The 13,911-nt window shown below is 69.8% G+C and carries 13 protein-coding genes; 6 read left to right on the top strand and 7 right to left on the bottom strand.

Annotated features, from left to right (window positions below; genetic code table 11):
• Positions 1-76 precede the first annotated feature (76 nt).
• A complete protein-coding gene (locus DFP74_RS18780; RefSeq protein WP_121183268.1) occupies positions 77-562 on the top strand; it encodes a MarR family winged helix-turn-helix transcriptional regulator in 486 nt (161 codons plus the stop codon).
• A gap of 167 nt (positions 563-729) precedes the next feature.
• Here DFP74_RS18780 and DFP74_RS18775 read toward each other — a convergent pair whose 3' ends face one another.
• Positions 730-1,026: a hypothetical protein gene (locus tag DFP74_RS18775; protein ID WP_199725701.1), complete on the bottom strand. Its 297-nt coding sequence runs from the start codon at positions 1,024-1,026 to the stop codon at positions 730-732.
• A gap of 179 nt (positions 1,027-1,205) precedes the next feature.
• Between DFP74_RS18775 and DFP74_RS18770 the strand changes: the two genes are divergently transcribed.
• Entirely contained in the window at positions 1,206-1,907 is a 702-nt protein-coding gene (locus DFP74_RS18770) for an AAA family ATPase (protein ID WP_121183266.1), read from the top strand.
• Between the two features lie 814 nt (positions 1,908-2,721).
• On the opposite strand, the gene DFP74_RS18760 is transcribed toward DFP74_RS18770, so the two are convergent.
• Positions 2,722-3,213, bottom strand: a complete 492-nt coding sequence (locus DFP74_RS18760) for an SRPBCC family protein (RefSeq protein WP_121183262.1) — start codon at positions 3,211-3,213, stop codon at positions 2,722-2,724.
• Positions 3,214-3,638: 425 nt separating this feature from the next.
• On the opposite strand from DFP74_RS18760, the gene DFP74_RS18755 reads away from it, so the two are divergent.
• Positions 3,639-5,177, top strand: a complete 1,539-nt coding sequence (locus DFP74_RS18755) for an alkaline phosphatase (protein ID WP_121183260.1) — start codon at positions 3,639-3,641, stop codon at positions 5,175-5,177.
• A 228-nt stretch (positions 5,178-5,405) separates the two neighbouring features.
• Here the strand turns inward: DFP74_RS18755 and DFP74_RS18750 are convergent, their stop codons facing one another.
• The 3 genes from DFP74_RS18750 to DFP74_RS18740 all read right to left on the bottom strand — a co-directional run bounded on the left by DFP74_RS18750 (position 5,406) and on the right by DFP74_RS18740 (position 8,513).
• Positions 5,406-6,056 (bottom strand): alpha-ketoglutarate-dependent dioxygenase AlkB, encoded by a 651-nt coding sequence (locus DFP74_RS18750; RefSeq protein ID WP_233571028.1) that lies wholly within the window; start codon positions 6,054-6,056, stop codon positions 5,406-5,408.
• Positions 6,057-6,165: 109 nt separating this feature from the next.
• On the bottom strand, positions 6,166-7,401 hold the full coding sequence (locus tag DFP74_RS18745) for a hypothetical protein (protein WP_121188353.1): 1,236 nt from the start codon (positions 7,399-7,401) through the stop codon (positions 6,166-6,168).
• A 161-nt stretch (positions 7,402-7,562) separates the two neighbouring features.
• Positions 7,563-8,513 carry an NADP-dependent oxidoreductase gene (locus tag DFP74_RS18740; RefSeq protein ID WP_233571359.1) on the bottom strand — a complete coding sequence of 317 codons (951 nt, stop codon included), beginning with the start codon at positions 8,511-8,513 and terminating at the stop codon, positions 7,563-7,565.
• Positions 8,514-8,629: 116 nt separating this feature from the next.
• Between DFP74_RS18740 and DFP74_RS18735 the strand changes: the two genes are divergently transcribed.
• Positions 8,630-9,319, top strand: a complete 690-nt coding sequence (locus tag DFP74_RS18735; protein ID WP_121183254.1) for a TetR/AcrR family transcriptional regulator — start codon at positions 8,630-8,632, stop codon at positions 9,317-9,319.
• 114 nt (positions 9,320-9,433) lie between these two features.
• Here the strand turns inward: DFP74_RS18735 and DFP74_RS18730 are convergent, their stop codons facing one another.
• The gene (locus tag DFP74_RS18730; protein WP_121183252.1) at positions 9,434-10,282 is read right to left on the bottom strand and encodes an alpha/beta hydrolase; all 849 of its coding nucleotides are present in this window, start codon (positions 10,280-10,282) and stop codon (positions 9,434-9,436) included.
• 762 nt (positions 10,283-11,044) lie between these two features.
• On the opposite strand from DFP74_RS18730, the gene DFP74_RS18725 reads away from it, so the two are divergent.
• Entirely contained in the window at positions 11,045-11,914 is an 870-nt protein-coding gene (locus DFP74_RS18725) for a glycosyltransferase family 2 protein (RefSeq protein ID WP_199725700.1), read from the top strand.
• 161 nt (positions 11,915-12,075) lie between these two features.
• On the opposite strand, the gene DFP74_RS18720 is transcribed toward DFP74_RS18725, so the two are convergent.
• On the bottom strand, positions 12,076-12,723 hold the full coding sequence (locus tag DFP74_RS18720) for a hypothetical protein (protein ID WP_233571027.1): 648 nt from the start codon (positions 12,721-12,723) through the stop codon (positions 12,076-12,078).
• A gap of 672 nt (positions 12,724-13,395) precedes the next feature.
• Between DFP74_RS18720 and DFP74_RS18715 the strand changes: the two genes are divergently transcribed.
• Positions 13,396-13,791 carry a hypothetical protein gene (locus DFP74_RS18715; protein ID WP_121183248.1) on the top strand — a complete coding sequence of 132 codons (396 nt, stop codon included), beginning with the start codon at positions 13,396-13,398 and terminating at the stop codon, positions 13,789-13,791.
• Positions 13,792-13,911: the final 120 nt, after the last annotated feature.

Raw genomic sequence — 13,911 nt, 5'->3', positions numbered from 1 at the left:
TAGGACGACTAACGTTCGCCTCGCTCATGAAGATATATCGTTAGTGTCACTAACGCAAGCGGGGTAGGCTGCTCTCATGGAGACCGGCGACGAGCTGCAATTCGACCAAGGCGACGAGACCCCTGAGCGACTCAAGGGCCAGCTCTCGCGCCTCGTCGGCATGTCGGCCGTTCAGATGCGGCGCGTCGCGGGCGACGCGCTCAGCGCGGTGGGCGCGCACAAGGACCACTTCGTGGTGCTCGCCGCCCTCGCCGAGTTCGGCCCCGCGAGCCAGGCCGGTCTCGCCGGCCGCGCCCGGATCTACAAGAGCGACCTCGTCGCGGTCCTCAACGACCTCGCGGACGGCGGTTGGGTCCGCCGCGCCCCCGACCCGGCCGACAAGCGCCGCAACGTCATCACCATCACCGACGCCGGCGAGCATCGCCTCGCCGAGCTCGACCGTGTCCTCGCCGGCGTCAACGAGCACATCATGGCCCCGCTCGACCGCGACGAGCGTGGGCAGCTGTTCGCCCTGCTCGGCCGCATCAACGCCCACCTCGCCAGCGCCTCCGACTCAAGCTGAGCCCTGGTCCCCCGCCGCTCCCGGACCCATTGCTCCGGCGGTGCTCGCGCTGGAGGCGGGGCCGGCCTCACAGGTGAAGTGGCCGGCCCGTCCCGGCCTCTTCTCCGAGGCTGTCTCCGGTGACCCGCGTCGTCGCCGGAGTCTTCGGCCACGTATGTGGCGGTCGGCTACTCCTCCTCTTCCTCGCAGCGCTCCAGGACCAGGCCCACGGAGCCCTCCACGAGACCGTTGTGCTGCTCCAGGTGCAGATGGGCTCCGTCCGGGGTCCCGTCCTCGGCAAGTGTCATCAGATGGCCGGCCAGGGTGCGCAGTCCTGCGGCGTTGGCCTCTACGACGATTTCGCTTCCGAGGTTGCGCACCTCAATGCGAGCGTCGTCCTCCCACGCGAAAACTCTCGTGATGCCATCGAGCACCACGTTGACGTGAGTGGCCATCGGCGGGACCCCGGTCGACTCGGCGGACATGGCACCATCATGGACCACTTCTGCTCACGTGATCCCGGAACCCGGTTGCCACAACAAGGTCACCCACAGGCCAGGGATGAAGCTCGGCGGTTTCCCGGTAGCGTCATGACATTGGTGACGCGGCCGTTGTAGAGCCGCGCCTCACCGGCGCGAAGGTCGGCTTTGAGGAGCTACCGAAGATGTTCCAAGGGCCGGCGCGGTACGTGCCCACGGTGAACGACTCGACAGTGCACGGAATGATCTACCCCCGGCGGTCCCTGGTCCTGGTCGCCGGGGTGCCCGGGGCCGGGAAGAGCACCCTGCTGCGGCGGCTGTTCGGGTTCGGCGAGAACGAGAGGCGGACCGTGCTCACTGCGGAGGGCGTGCGGGTGATCGACTCGCTCCAGTCGCGGTACCGGCTGCGACCACTGCTCGGTCGGATCCCCTACCCGCTGTGGCGCTGGGTGGTGCACGTCCTGCACCTGGTCCGGATGGCTGCGGCACTGCGCGGTGGCCCGGTGGTGCTGCACGAGTGCGGGACTCGCAGCCCGGTCCGCGTGCTGCTCGCCCTGCTCTGCCGACTCCGCCGGTACGAGATGCATGTGCTGATGATCGACGCCACTCCGCAACAGGCCCTGAACGGGCAGAACGCCCGGGGGCGGCGAGTGACCGTGCGCAGCCACCGGGCGCATTCGCGGCGCTGGCGACGGCTGCGCGCGGCCACCCGGCACGGACCGGCGGCATTCGCGCCGGGCGCGCGCAGTCTGCTCACACTCGACCGGCGTCGGGCGCAGGAGCTGGCCTGGATCCGTTTCGGTCCCAGCGCGAACACCCGAAGTCCCCTGCACACCGCGATGGAGCCGCCCCCCACCCCGCTTGAGCTCGTGCTGCCCGAGAGCTAGTGGCCGTGGCCGCATACGGCCATTTCCACCGGCATCCCCTACGCCACAGGCATTCGCGCGCCACCATCAGAGGGGCATGAACAAGACAAGGTGGATCTGGGAGCAGGGGCGAACATCAAGGCCCTCGGGTAGGAGGAGACACCGAGGAACCAGCGCTCCCCCACCTCTGGGACAGCCTCCCTGATCGGAGCGACTCGACACCGTGTACCCCTCATCGATCAGACCCCGACTCATCGTGTTCGGGCACACTCTGCTGTACACGAGCGCGATGCCCCTGGGATTGTTCTGCCTCCCCTACATACCGATCACGAATCGAGACAACGGACCCCCCGTCGTCTCGGCGGTGTTCGCCCTCACCGTCATAGCCGGGGCGGGCGTTCTCGGTACCCTGTCGCTCGGCAAGCGTCTGGGTTCCGGTGAGTTCCCCCCACTGCTTCGCTCCCCCCGGCTCCGAGACCTTCCCTGTGGAACGTCCCGTCCTCAAGGCCGGTCTCCTCACCGCGGCGGCCGCGGTCTCGCCCGTCTACGCGGTCGTGCAGTACTCGTTCTTCTGGTCCCTACTGCCACGCCTCGACATGACGGAACACCTCGCGTGGTCGGCGGTGATGGGCCTCGCCGCCCCGCTCGCGCTGGCCGCACACCGCAGATACGGGGTGATCCTCCTCGTCCTCGTGCTCGTCGCCGGTATCGGCATCGCGCCCAACGTGGGACCGGCCATCGAGAGCTGGGAACGCGACAGACACGTGGAGCGACAGCTGGAGTGGCTCCACGGCATCGGCCACTCCACACCCGGGAGACGAACGCTGAGCGTGGATCAGCCCTTCGCTTCGCGGACGTCCTTGCCCTGTTCCGCGAACGCTTTGAAGTCCTGCATGTGCTGTAGCGACTGCTTGCGGAAGGCGCCGGGCATCAGGAACCCCACCACCCGCATCATCGCACCGCTGAACCGGTATTCGTTCTCGCTCACCCAGAGCGTCGTCTCCGGATCGGCTTCGGTCAGCCGGTCGCAAACCGCGCTCCACATGCCCTCGGCGACGATCTCGCGCTCGAAGTGAACGACCTGTCCTTCCGGAATCCCGTGCAGGTCCGCCGGTTCCCGGCGCGTGATGGTCTCGGTGCATTCCATCTGCTGCTTCCCCGACAGGAACACGACCCGCGACGTGGTGCCGACCTGCCCGTGCGTCCCGCTCAGCGGCTCGTGCAGGACCAGACCCCGCAGCCACTTCGACATGTGCGCCGGCTCGGCGAGCAGCTGTACCGTCCTCTCCAGCGGTAGAGCGATCTCGATCGAGACGGTGTACTCCATGGCGTAGCGCTCCGGGTTCCCGAGTGTGAGGCATGCACGTGCAGCGTGACCTCATGTTACGCAGTCGCGGCCTGTGCACCATGGCCCTGGTCCGCGTGGTCACGGCGCCTGTCGCCCGGGGCACAGGAACGGGAGACGAAAGGGGACCTGTGCTCCGATGGCCCCTCAGGTACGGGGACACCCCTGGCCGACCCGGGTCGCTCCGGCTACCGTCCTGAGAGCCGCCCTTCCACGCCTGGAGGGCTCGCCCGTTCGGCTACGACCGCCGACGGCCCCCAGGACGGAACCTGCCCGTGCCCGGGTGGCCGCTACCCGTGTCGACCACCCGGTTCGTATTTGTCCGGGTGTCGGCTCTCGTTCAGGCAGGGGACGGACGTTCCGGATAGAAACCGTGGGTGACCATTCCCCCGCAACGAGGAGCCCCGATGGCACGCACCCACCTCTCACGTCGATCCGCCCTCCAACTCGGGGCCACGGGCACCGCGAGCGCCCTCCTGGTCGCAGGCGCGGCCGCTCCCGCCCTGGCCCAGGGCCGCAACCGCCCGGTCCTGACGCACGGCATCCAGCTCGGCGATCCCCGCACCGACGGGGCCGTGGTCTGGACGCGCGCCGACCGCCCCGCTCGGATGCTCGTCGAGTTCGCCACCCGGCCCGACTTCCGTGACGCGCGCACGGTCCGCGGGCCGCAGCTCAACCCGGCCGGAGACGGCACGGGCCGGGTCCGTATCACCGGGCTCGACGCGGGCCAGGAGGTGTACCTGCGGGTGCGCGCCGAAAGCGGGCGGCACAGCAGTGAAGTCATCGAAGGCGGCTTCCGTACCGCCGGAGGCACTGCCGACGACACGATCCGCTTCGTGTTCTCCGGCGACGTCGCCGGCCAGGGATGGGGCATCAACCCCGACATCGGCGGCATGCCGATCTTCGCCGCCATGGCCGATCGGGACCCGGACTTCTTCCTCCACCTGGGCGACGCCGTCTACGCCGACGGCCCGCTCGAGGAGAGCGTCACGCTGCCCGACGGGCGCACGTGGCGCAACGTGGTCACCGAGGAGAAGGCGGCGGTCGCGCAGACACTGGCCGAGTTCCGCGGCCAGTACGCCTACAACCTGCTCGACGACGCGGTGCGCGGCTTCGCGGCCCGGGTTCCGCAGATCGTGCAGTGGGACGACCACGAGGTCGTCAACAACTGGTACCCGGGCGAGATCCTCGACGACGACCGCTACACCGAGACCGATGTCGACGTCCTCGCCCGGCGGGCCCACCGGGCCTTCCACGAGTGGATGCCCATCGTCCCGTCCGAGGCGGTGGACGGCAAGATCTACCGCAAGCTGTCCCACGGCCCCGACCTGGACGTCTTCGTCATCGACATGCGGCCCTACCGGGACGCGAACTCGGCGGGGACCGCCGCGTTCGAGCGCGTCCTCGGCGAGGCTCAGGCACGCTGGCTGGTCGACGAGGTCTCCTCCTCCACCGCGACCTGGAAGGTGATCGCCTCCGACATGCCGCTCGGCGTCATCGTGCGCGACGGCGACGACATCGAGGCGGTGGCCAACGGCCTGCCCGGCGAACCCCGCGGGCGCGAGGCCGAACTCGACGAGGTGCTGCACGGTCTGCACCGCCGGGGCGCGCGCAACGTGGTGTGGGTGACGGCCGACGTCCACTACACCGCCGCCCACCACTACTCCCCCGAGCGCGCGAGCAGCCGCGAGTTCACCCCGTTCTGGGAGTTCGTGTCCGGTCCGCTGCACGCCGGCGCGTTCGGGCCGAACGCTCTCGACCCCACCTTCGGGCCCGAGGTGGTGTTCCAGAACGCTCCGCCCGTGGCCAACACCTCGCCGCTCGACGGCTTCCAGCACTTCGGCGAGATCGAGATCGACCGTAGGAGCAAGGAGCTCACCGTCTTCCTGCGCGACGCCAACGGAGACTCCCTCTGGACGCGGACGCTCACCCCTGAGGGGCACTGACGCAAACAAGGGTGGCCCGGGCGGGGAAGGAAGCGGGCCGCACCGCCGTGCCACCGGGTGGCCCGTGATCCGATCGAAGAGCCCCTCCGAACGTGGAAACCCCAGGCCGGCCGCAGCGAACCCGACGGCCTGGGGTGCCCGCCCGCCGCCACGACACTCCGCGGGGCCTCTACCAGAGCGTGGAGCGCGTCAAGGGCCAGCCTGTGCAGTAGCAGGACCGTGTTCCGATCAAGGCTGGGCGGGCGGCATCAGGTCGCTCTCGCTGATGGTGTACGCCAACTGGGGGTAGGTGAAGTCCGTTTCGTTGTTCTCACGGCGCCGCAGCCGGTAGAACTCGGTTCTCTGCTCATCGTCGGCCAACCGGAGGCGCGCTCCCTGCGGAAGATAGGCATGCCCGTCGCGATACCGGACGAAGGTCTTCGACGTCCGAAACGTCACGCCCAACCATGGGTTGTCCACTGCTGGGGCGGGCGTGTCCAGGACGATCCTGTGCTTGAGGCGGCGATTCGAGTCGACGGAGAAAGCGACGACACTGTTGTGGTCGAGAGGGATCTCGAACCTTTCGTCATCCGACCCCTTCGGTGCGAAGATCAGCTTTCTCTTCGGGCTCGCTTCGGGGTGCTGGTAGCAGGAGAAAACGGCGATGAACGACTCGTCGGCCAGATCGAGGGCTTGGTCGGAGTGACCGCCCATGGTCCTGTAGGCGTTCGTGTAGTGCTCGATCAGCGCGTTGTTGAAGCCGACCGGAATCGACGCACGTTCCTGGATCCGTCGTGCCAGCCGCTCGTGCACGGGTCGGAAGCGCTGCGCCGGGTCGCCGTATCGACTGGTCGTACGCACGAGAGGCACGCCCTCGACCTCGTCGACGTGGGTGAGCACGGCGCCTCGCCGCCCCTTGCCCACGTCCTCCCACCGAACCGACGCGGACAGCTCCGCGAAGAGGTCCTCCTCGGCCGGCAGAGTGCACGAGATGATCGCGTCCGAGATCCTAGATTCGAGGGGCAAGGTAGTCTCCCGTGTTCATGCTGAACGCGAACCCGTCGCCGTAGTCGATGAACGACGAGGTCCTGTTCTCCTCGGCGTACAGCCTGCGCAGATCGTTCATGCCCTCCGGTGTGGGCGGGCCCAACTCCACCATGCCTCCAGGCCCGTGGAGGAACGTCCGGCCGTTCCTGTGCACGGCTTCGGCACTCGAACAGCGCACCACGTATCCCAGGCGGGTCGGGAGCGATGCGGCGTCCAAGGATGAGGGCCGGATTTCGTGCGTGTACAGCCGGTTGGTGGACAGCGGCATGAAGAACACGGAGCCGGGATAGAGCGTCAGCGTGAACTGCGAGGGAAGCGCGGCTCCCTCGCTTTCCTCGGCCGCGTCCTTGAGCCGAAAGCGGAGTCGGGTCAGTGCGCTGGTGTTCTTCACCCCGTAGTCGAAGGCGTCCGCATCCAGCGGCCGCAACGTGTCGAGCCCTTCATAGAAGGTGCAGAAGGCCATGATGCCGTTGACGGGCATGTCCTTGGTCTTGTCGGCGTGAGCCGAGATCTTGGCCTTGGACTGCTTGCGCTCGGCCGTGGCGAGGGTGTTGTGGTAGATCTGCGCGAGCACGTGGTTCAGCGGTGCGTGGCCGCGGAAGACGGCGTCGGCCTCGCGATTCAATTCCTCGACGATACGGGTGTCGGTCGGGCGAAAACCCTCGGTCGGCCCGGAGAGATTCGTGGAGCAGCGGAGCAGACGGAAATGCAGGTCGCCACCGTCTCGCGTGACGGGCGTCAGATAGATTCCGCTGCGATGGGCCGTACCGGGCTTGGTGGACTCCGTCAGTGACTGGAAGGCGTGCTCGGCACCGATCCGCCCGAAGTGGTCGGCGTCGAGGTCGAAGAAGCGGCGGTAGTACACGCCGGCGCCGTGGACCCGGACGGGAACTCGGCCGCTGTCGACGAGGGTCCAGGATGCGTCGACGCCCTCCTGCTCCTGGCGACCGTGTGACAGATCCCGGACGACGAAGACCCGGTCCGCCGCACGCAGTCGGTGTCCGCTGATCTCCGCTACGTCGCCGCACAGGTAGACGGTCGTGCGCGCGAGGTCGTGCGATCCGGAGGCAAGGTCCTCCGGCGTGATGGCGGATCCGAAGAAGTGCCTGATCACGTCATGACCGTGCAACTCCGAAGGCGCGACCACGATAGTGCGCGCTTCCTCGATACAGGCTTGCGCCGGACCTGTGGCATGCATCAATCGGTACCTGTCATTCGCAGATGTCGGTGGACCACGTGGAACGGTGAACATGACAGCGGACCGCGCTCTTTCCCCTGCACCCCGAAGCGGAAAGAAAGGAGGCGGACCGTGAAAGCGTGATTCTCTCACGATGGCTCCGACCCGTGTGCTCCCGGGTGCTAAGCGACCCTGACCACGTACTTTCCCCGCACACCGCCCGCTTCCAGAGCCCGGTGCGCGGCCGCCGTCTCCTCCAGGGGGAAGACCGTGTCCACCGCCGGGCTCAGCTTCCCCTCGACCACGTGGCGGGCGAGGTCGTCGAAGTCCTCCTGTGTGGGGTCGCCGCTGAAGAAGCGCACCCGGCCGCGGCCGTGGACCGCGCTGGCCGCGATGGAGCCGAGCGACGCCGCGGGCCGGTTCAGGTCGAACGCGATGGTGACCATGCGCCCGCCCTGGTCCACCAGGCGGCGGAAGGCCCGCAGGTCGGTCCCCACGGTGTCCAGGACCACGTCGAAGCGGCCCAGCTCCGTTGGCCGAGCGCTGCGACGGTCGACCGCGTGGTGCGCCCCGAGCCCCCGGACGAAGTCGAGGTTGGCGGTGCGGGCGATGGCCGTCACCTCGGCGCCGCAGGCCCGTCCGAGCTGGACGGCGGCGTTGCCGACCCCGCCCGCCGCGCCCCTGACGAGAAGTCGTTCGCCGGGCCGCAACCCGGCCTTGTCCCGCAGCGCGGTGACGGCGGTGGTGGCCACCAGGAGCGCGGCGGCCTCCACCAGGTCCAGTCCCTCGGGCGCCAGGCCGACGCGCTCTGCGGGCACGGCCACGTACTCGGCCGCGCTGCCGAACCCGGACGTGCGGCCCAGGACGCCCCACACGCGGTCGCCGACCGCCATCCGCGTGACTCCGGCGCCCAGTTCGGCGACCTCGCCGGTGAAGTCCAAGCCGGTGCGCTGTGGGAACCTCCGGCCGGTCAGGAGGCGGAGACGACCGGAGCGGGCCGCCAGTTCGCCGCCGTTGACGGTGAACGCGCGCACCCGCACCAGCACCTCGCCAGGGGACGGCTCGGGGCGTGGCACCCTGCCCACGTGGAGCACGTCGGGACCGCCGTAGCGGTCGAAGAGCACTGCCTTCATCATGCGGTCGTCCATCGTCGCGCCTTCGCAGTCGGTAGCCGTACGGGGATGTGAGAGCGACCGTAGGCTGCCAAGTGGACGCGATCGTCCGATTCGACCGGAAGCGAGAGACAGTGATGGTGGAATCCTCTCGGATCACAGCCCGAGGCGAGGTGCGTGCGGACGCCCGGCGCAACCGGGAGCGCGTCCTCGTCGCCGCCCGCGCGGTCTTCGCCGAGCGCGGGATCGACGCCCCGATGGCGACCGTGGCCCGCCGGGCGGGGCTCGGCGTGGCGACGCTGTACCGGCACTTCCCGACCCGGGACGCCCTGGTGCGGGGCGCCTACACGCAGCAGATGCAGACCTGCGCGCGGGCGCTCACCGAGGCGCTGGCCGACCCCGACCCCTGGCGGGGGTTCCGGCACCTGGTCGAGACGGTCTGCGCGCTGCAACTGGAGGAGCGGGGGTTCCCGGCCGCGTTCACCGCGGCCTTCCCGGACAGCAGCTCGGAGTACAAGCAGGCCCGCGGTCGCGCCGAGCGGGACTTCGCGGTCCTGGTGCGCCGGGCCCAGGAGTCGGGCGCGCTGCGGGCCGACTTCCATCCTTCCGACATCGCCGTGGTCCTGTTGGCACACTGCGGTCTGGCGGCCGCTCTGCCGGGCGACGGCGCGGCGTCCCGGCGCCTGGTGGCCTACCTGCTCCAGTCGTTTCGCGCCGACGCGGCCGGCGCGGTCGGCGAACCGCTGCCGCCACCGGCCGCCCTGACTCTGCGCAGCCTCCCGATCACGGCTGACGCCCCCCAGGTGGGACGGCCCGCTCGGCCCTGACCGAAGCCGCACCCGCCATGAGGGCGCTCGGCGATGGGACTCTCCGCACGCGGGCGAACCGGGGCCGCACTCCCGTGCCCCGGTCCGCCCTTCACCACCCGTCGCCGGGGGTGTCTAGGAGAGGTTCTTCTGCTCGGTGTCCCAGTCGGGGTCGGCGCACAGTCCGCAGTCGTCGCCGACGAACTCGGCGCGCGCCTGGCTGTCGCCCTTGAGCTGCCAGTCCAGCCAAGCGGTGCCCACTCGGCCGTACTCGCCGCCGTTGGGGTCACGGAAGGTGCCGTAGTGGCCGACGTCCAGGTGGCCCATGAAGGCCGGCAGGCCGCTGGGCAGGTCGTCCCAGTCGTTCAGGGCGTTCTGGTAGGCGATGTCGCTCGGGCCGCCGGTGAAGTAGGCGATCGGGGCGTGCAGGTGGTCGAGCCGGTTCGGGTCGGCGTCGCTGAACATCCCGCTGTTCCAGATCACCGTGGTGTCGATGCGCGGGTCGTCGGCCACCTCGTAGGTCTCCAGCCCGCCGCAGGACTGCCCCATCACCGCGATGTTGTCGGTGTCGAGTTTGCCCCGATAGGGGCTGAACAGGCGGCTGTTCTCGGCGACGGCCCAGTCGACGGCGTCGGTGAGCATCTCGGCGTCGGTCTGGCCGCTGCCGCCGGGACGGCCGTTGGCGATGACCAGATACCCGTGGGAGGCGAACTCGGTCAGGATGTTCTCGAACCACGTGCCGTCGGCGCGGCAGGCGCCGTTGCCCCAGGCGACGATGGGCAGCCGCTCGTCCGGCAGGTCGACCGGACGGTAGACGGTGTGGTCGCGCAGGCGCCACGTGGTCGTGTACTCGGCGTCGTAGGGTCCGGTGCCGCCCATGGCCTCGGCGGTGTCGGCCGATGCCGGGGCCGGCAGGGCGAAAGCGGCGACGGCCAGGCCGAGGAGAACGGCCGAGACGCGGCGAAAGGAATGGAATGAGCGCATGCGTGAGCTCCTAACGGGGGAAACGGGGAGTATGCGGAGTCGGTGACTTCGTGCGCCCCCAGGACATGGAATATTCGCCATTGGCCCATGCCTGTCAATGATCGGCGGACACGACGCGTCGTTTCACCGATGGATCGCATTGCGGCCTTTTTTCCTGCACCGGAAAAGGGGAATCCGGTGACCAGCCGGTTCGTTCCGGCGGGGCCGTTTCCTGGTGCGGCACGGCGGACGTCCCGGGCAGGAGGCCCTGTCGGCGGCGGCGCCGCGCGGTCCGTGGCGTGGAGGGACGCGGGCGCTGAGGGTCCCGGTCCGGCGGTGACGCCCCTGTCCGCGGATCTGGCGGGGCGCCACAGCCGTCGAACTCGGCGCCGGATAGCGTCCGGCCCACCGGCGGCCTCCGGGCGCCCCAGCACACGGCCCCGGACCCTTTCCGCACCGTCGTGGGCCGGTCGCCTGCCAGGTCGCCGGGTGTTCGCCTCCCGGTCACGGAGACCGCCTCGTCCGTTGCCCTCCCTGATGTCACATGGTCTCGGAGCCCCGGAGCCGAGGCGGGAACGCCGGACGCGTCGGGGTTGCGGAACGAGTTGACCGCACACCTCGCCGCGCGGTGCCCGGGCCCTTCGCGTGCGCCGCTGTGCCGACGCAGCGCCGCGGCCGAGCGAGGTGAAGCCCGGGCCGGGGTGTCGCCTCCGCGGCGCCCCCGACCGGTGGACAGAGGAGAGGAAGGCCGTGGCCGGCATCGAAATCCCGAGAAGACGGCGTGTGAGCTCGGCTCGGCCGGTGGCGCCCCCACCGACGGTGTCGCTGGTCATTCCGGCGTTCAACGAGGAGACCACCATCGAGCGGTGTCTGCTCGCCGCGCTCCGGCAGACGCGGGCCGCTCGGGAGATCATCGTGGTCGACAACCGTTCGACCGACGGCACGGCCGCGGTCGTCCGGCGCGTGGTGGAGGCCCACCCCGACGCCGGGATCAGGATCCTGCGGCAGTTCGACGCCCAGGGGCTCGTCCCCACGCGGAACGCGGGGTTCGCCGCGGCGAGGGGCGACATCCTCGGACGCATCGACGCGGACTCCGTCATCGCCCCGGACTGGGTCGCGAACGTCTCCGAGGCCATGGGCGATCCGACGATCGGAGCCGTCACCGGCCCGGTCACCTACTACGACGTGCCCCTGCTCGGCTCCTCCTCCCTGTCCGACGACCTCGTACGGCGCCCGCTCTGGCGCCTGGGCAGGCGCCGCTGCCCGTTCCTCTACGGCAGCAACATGGCCGTCCGTGCCCAGGCGTGGCACGCGATCGAGGGCTCGGCCTGCGCGGACCACGACGACGTGCTGCACGAGGACATCGACCTGGCAGTGCACCTCAAACAGACCGGCATCCGCGTCGCCTACGCGCCCCGGATGCGAGCGGGGGTCTCCGCGCGTCGGGTGGAGTCCTCGCCTTCGTCCTTCCGGGCGTACACGCATCGCTTCCATGCCACGTACGAGAGCCACGGCATCGATCACTGGACCCTCAGGGCGCCGCGCCACCTTCTGCAAGGGGTGTACTGGGGGCTGCGCTCGGTGTCGTCCCTCGCTCCGTCCTCCGCCACGCGGGAGCCCGAGGTCGACCTCGGGCTGCCACGCGAGGTGTAGCGGCCGGGCCCTCGTCCGGCCCGGCCAGGGCCGGCACGCCCGCCGAAGGGCGCGCGCCTCCGCCGACCGCGACCGGGAGCGTTCCGGCCGCACGCGGGGATGAGCCGCGCCCCCGGGCGAGCGCGGGGTGCCGGGCGAGCGTGCCGTGCCGGGCGTGGGAGCTACCCCAGGCGTGGGACCCAGCCCTCGGGACGGCCGTGGCCGGCGGGCTTGACCTCGGCCTCGAAGCCCTTGATCAGGCCGGTCGCCCGCGCCACCGTCATGGCGGCGGAGGGATCGAACTCGTCCTCCTCCCAGTCCAGGTGTTCGGAGTCCTGGCGTTCGGCGAAGGCCAGGACGTGGTCCAGGGCCTCGTGCCACTCCCCTTCCGTGCCGGACCGGGTCTCGGCGAGGTCGAGGACCCGGCGCACCAGGGGGAACCCCTCCTCCCATGCGTCCGTGGCAGGCGACACGTCGAGGAAGTCCAGCACCTGGCCGGCCGCGCGCTCCGTCGTGCACAGGTGGGGCAGCAGCATGTCCAGGCCGTCGTTGGTGATGGCGTCGGGGTAGTCGATGCGGTCCCAGGCAGTCCCGTCCCACCAGTAGGCGAAGGCCTGTTCGCGGTGGTTCTCCAGCGAGGTGAACCAGGTCCAGGGCAGCCAGTCGGGGCCTGCGTAGGGGTCATAGCCCGGGAGGTCGATGTGGATGTCGCATTCGTGGTCGGCTCCGGCGAGCACCCCGCGTCCGCCCTCGACCCGCGCGAGCCGCCACTCGTTGCCGCCCGCGTCATCGTGGTGGACGACCGCGTCGGCGTAGCGGTGCTGGTTCACGCTCCCTCCCGCCTCCAGGACGGCCAGCGCGGCGGCCCGGGTCCAGAGGGTGTCGAAGGGGGCAGGTCCTCGGGACGAGCCGGGGTATGGAACTCCATGGGCGATCACTTTCCACGCAAGGCGGCGGTTCTGCGCGAAACCACACCGAGGAACGGTCAGTCCGGACACGGCCACCATTCGGCGTGCACGACCGGATCTGCTCTACCTCGACCGCGTCGACGCGGACGCCGACACGGGACTCGACGTGACGGACCGCCTCTGAGTGCGCGCCTGGCGCACGAGGACGCGGACATCAACTGGCGGGTGAAGGCGGTGCTGGCGTTCCCGCGCGGCTAGTCGGCCGCGAACTCGTCCGGAGGCTCGCAAGGACCTGTCGCGTGAACGAATGGCTCGCTCGACCACGGGTCCGAACGTCCGAACGTCGCCGGGCGGACGCACAGCGCACGATGCGGGCCGCGAGAAATCCCGTTTGAGGACAGCATATCCATGACTCGTCAGCGGCTCACGACCATCGATTCGTGCATTTCCCCCCAGGGCATATCGTAACAAACTAAAATATTCCGATCATCTTCCTCTTTCGACTTTCCTCGCGTTTTGCATTCTCGTTTTCCGATGTGCGGCGGGGGCACATTCGAGTCTGGCAACACCACCTCCGAAAAAAAGGACCCCCACATGTCCGAAGTCATGCGCGCCGCGGCCCTCACCCTGGGCAGCGCCGTGCTCGCCACCGCCCTGACGTCTCCCCCGGCACACGCCCAGGAACCCGCCGCGGTCGAGGCCGCCGCCTGCAGCTTCTACGCCAACTCCCCGTACAAGAGCGCGTCCAAGACCGTGGCCGCCCGCGCGGGGAGCTCCGGATGCCCCAACAACTGGAGCTTCGACGTCTACCTCGAGAGCTCGCGCTGGTGGGGGTGGGCCCGGGACTCCCACGTGAGGTGGGTCGGCAGCAGCTCACGGACCCTGTCCGCCGGGTGCGCGGGAACCCATGACCACCGGCTGCGCATCATCGGCAACAACGGGGCGTGGACCTCCGGTAAGACGAGCTCGACCGTGACCCTCACCTGCTGACCGGGTGAAGCGCGCCGCGCGGGCACGAACTCGTCGACGACGAGCACGTCCGCGCGGCGCGCCCTCCTTCTTGCTCCCCCTCGTACGCGCGAGAGAGGAGACCACCGCCACGAGAGGCCT

Origin of the sequence: Nocardiopsis sp. Huas11, from assembly GCF_003634495.1 — a bacterium.
Taxonomy (GTDB): domain Bacteria; phylum Actinomycetota; class Actinomycetes; order Streptosporangiales; family Streptosporangiaceae; genus Nocardiopsis.
The sequence above is the reverse complement of the archived record's forward strand: the minus strand, read 5'-3'. Positions and strand labels throughout refer to the sequence as shown.

Bases quoted from the DNA above. Each gene is read 5' to 3' on its own strand.
- DFP74_RS18780 (WP_121183268.1), top strand. From the start codon at position 77: ATGGAGACCGGCGACGAGCTGCAATTCGACCAAGGCGACGAGACCCCT.
- DFP74_RS18775 (WP_199725701.1), bottom strand. From the start codon at position 1,026: ATGTCCGCCGAGTCGACCGGGGTCCCGCCGATGGCCACTCACGTCAAC.
- DFP74_RS18770 (WP_121183266.1), top strand. From the start codon at position 1,206: ATGTTCCAAGGGCCGGCGCGGTACGTGCCCACGGTGAACGACTCGACA.
- DFP74_RS18760 (WP_121183262.1), bottom strand. From the start codon at position 3,213: ATGGAGTACACCGTCTCGATCGAGATCGCTCTACCGCTGGAGAGGACG.
- DFP74_RS18755 (WP_121183260.1), top strand. From the start codon at position 3,639: ATGGCACGCACCCACCTCTCACGTCGATCCGCCCTCCAACTCGGGGCC.
- DFP74_RS18745 (WP_121188353.1), bottom strand. From the start codon at position 7,401: ATGCATGCCACAGGTCCGGCGCAAGCCTGTATCGAGGAAGCGCGCACT.
- DFP74_RS18740 (WP_233571359.1), bottom strand. From the start codon at position 8,513: ATGAAGGCAGTGCTCTTCGACCGCTACGGCGGTCCCGACGTGCTCCAC.
- DFP74_RS18735 (WP_121183254.1), top strand. From the start codon at position 8,630: ATGGTGGAATCCTCTCGGATCACAGCCCGAGGCGAGGTGCGTGCGGAC.
- DFP74_RS18730 (WP_121183252.1), bottom strand. From the start codon at position 10,282: ATGCGCTCATTCCATTCCTTTCGCCGCGTCTCGGCCGTTCTCCTCGGC.
- DFP74_RS18715 (WP_121183248.1), top strand. From the start codon at position 13,396: ATGTCCGAAGTCATGCGCGCCGCGGCCCTCACCCTGGGCAGCGCCGTG.